We start from the raw sequence: 2,445 nt of genomic DNA, 5'->3' as shown, positions 1-2,445 counted from the left end.
CAGGCCGCGCGACCGGCCCTCGTCGACGGCGCACCCGGACTGGTCTGGGCCCCGACTGGACACCCCCGCGTCGTGTTCGACTTCACCATCGCCGACGGGCAGATCACCGCGATCGACATCATCGCCGACCTCGAACACCTCGAACTGCTCGACCTGCAGCTCCTGGACGGCTGACGGGAACGCGGCTCCTTACGCACCTGACACGGCAGGACCGGCCGGGCAGCTGATTCCCGGCCGGCGCGCTCAACCACCTTGCTGATCTGCGGTTAGGTGTTCAGGAAGGGGGAGCGAGCAGCACCGTCGCCCGGGGTCGAACCGGCCGTAGAGGTTGAGGTCGGTCCAGAACAGCGCCGACAGGCCGCGCCGGTCGGCGCCGGTGAGCCGCTTGGCCCAGGCCGGATGGCGAACACTGACTACTACCGGCTGACCTACAATGGCCGCGAGCGGGGGTACTGGCACGAAATCCGGCGTTAACGGGATTCCCGCTGGTCAGCAGGCCCTGTGGAGCTCGCCCTCGCGAAGCGGCGAAGTACGGCCGCCCCAACAGGAGTCCCGATGGCATCAGCGGCCGGCTACGTCGAAGACTTCTGATCAGCATGACTGAGGCCTCGGTAACGGCCTCTGACCAGCCCCATTAGCCCTTTCCGGCCTACTTGGTCTGGCCCCTGTCAGGCTCCGGCGGCATCGAGGCGGGCGAGCTGCTCCCCTGTGAGCTTGACGTCGAGCGCAGGCAGCGCCGCCTCGTACTGCTGGAGCGTGCGCGGCCCGATCAGCGGCACGATCGCTGGCGAGGTCTGGTGCAGCAGCCAGGCAAGGACCAGCGCGTTCGGGGTGACGCCGGTCTCGGCGGCCACCTTGGCGGCAACGGCGAGTCGGGCCTCGGCGTCCGGACCCTGGTAAGGGTTCATCGCCTCGTGGCCCGCGCGCTTGGCGGGGCTGTCGTAGATGCCCTTGAGGATCGGCGAATAGGCGACCAGGGTCAGGTCGTCGTGTGCCTGCAGGTAGTCGAGCTGCTCGTCGTCCACGATGGACGCGTGCCGGAGCCCGGCCCGGCGCCGCAGGTAGGAGTGCTGCTGCTGGAGCGCCACCGGCGCCGGCCAGCCGTGCTGGGCGCACAACTGGCGGATCCGCTCCAGCCGCCAGGTCCGCACGTTGGACCAGCCGATGTAGCGGGCCTTCCCGGCCTGCACGATGCCGGCCAGCGCCTCCAGCGTCTCCTCCAAGGGCGTGGCGCGATCGTCGACGTGCACGTAGTACAGGTCGACATGGTCGGTGCCGAGCCGGCGCAGGCTGCCGTCGATGGCCTCCCGCAAGGTCTTCGCCCCGGCCCCGGCGAACGTCCGGTAGGCGGCGTCCCAGTCAGGCCGGCCGTCGGACCAGACCGCGTCCAGGTCGCGTACCACGGCGCTGCCCTTGGTGGCGAGGAACACCTGCTCGCGACCGCCGGTCCTGGCCAGCCAGCGGCCCAGGAACTCCTCGCTCTCGCCGCCGTAGCTGCCCCGGCTCTCCCACCAGCAGTAGCAGTCGGCGGTGTCCAGGAAGTTGCCGCCGGCCTCGAGGTACCGGTCGAGGATCGTGACGGCTTCGTCCTCCGGCGTCACCGTTCCCATGATCATGCACCCTAGAGCGAGCTGACTGACCTGCTCACCCGTACGGCCAAGCTGCACAGTTCTCACGTGATGTGCTCCCATCTCGGTGCCACCGACGCTAGGAGCTCGAGCACGCTCCAGGTCAAGGAAACGGGGGAAGATTCAAAGGCGCCGCGGATGCGCGAGATGCCGTCCAGCAGTTTCAGCAGGCGGACGGTGCCGGTGTTCCAGTAGACCCATCATCATCGAGACACCTGGACACTCTGGGCAGCGTGCCTCACGTGCCTGAGAGATCGTCACGCTCTCATCTGGGAGAAGAGGTCAACAACGCAGGATAACCATCGGCGTTCATGCGGGGCGGCCAGCTCATCCTTGGCCAGAACGACGCGTACGACGGTCCGGCCGGCCTTGAGCAGATCAAGGACCTTGCGGCGGAACTCGGGGGGATAGCTCCTGGGCATACGGCCCGCGGCGTCGGGCGTCGGAACTGGCGGTGGGGGAGTGGCGGAGATCTTGGATGTAGTGGCTGTTTCGGGGGAGATCTGGACACGTCAGTGCTTGGCCAGGCAGTCGTCGGTGAGCGGCCGGCAAACCTGTATGTGGCGGTGACGCGGCCCGGTTCTGCCTCGTCTCGCCTATGAGATCTACAATGTAAAGGAGCTCGGTTGAAAAATTTCATTCCTCCAACCATCAACACCACAAACTCCCGCAACCACAGCCCCGGCTAACGAACTCGTTGATGAGCCGTGTCGAGATCGCCAGGGTCACGTCCACGGACGTGGTGTATGAATCGATCTTCGCGTGATCCTGTTTCTGCAGGTTAAGCGGTAAGTGTCTGCGGGAGCGGGTTGGGGAC

Annotated in this window: 1 protein-coding gene; it reads right to left on the bottom strand. The window is 66.8% G+C overall.

Annotation, left to right across the window (positions count from 1 at the left end; all coding sequences use genetic code 11):
• Positions 1–668: 668 nt before the first annotated feature.
• Positions 669–1,691, bottom strand: a complete 1,023-nt coding sequence (locus tag AB0J09_RS62285) for an aldo/keto reductase (RefSeq protein ID WP_360713588.1) — start codon at positions 1,689–1,691, stop codon at positions 669–671.
• Positions 1,692–2,445 lie beyond the last annotated feature (754 nt).

This window comes from Nonomuraea sp. NPDC049784 (assembly GCF_040659615.1).
In the GTDB taxonomy this organism is placed as follows: Bacteria; Actinomycetota; Actinomycetes; order Streptosporangiales; family Streptosporangiaceae; genus Nonomuraea.
Note: the sequence above shows the minus strand (reverse complement) of the source record. Positions and strands in the feature narration are given on the sequence as shown.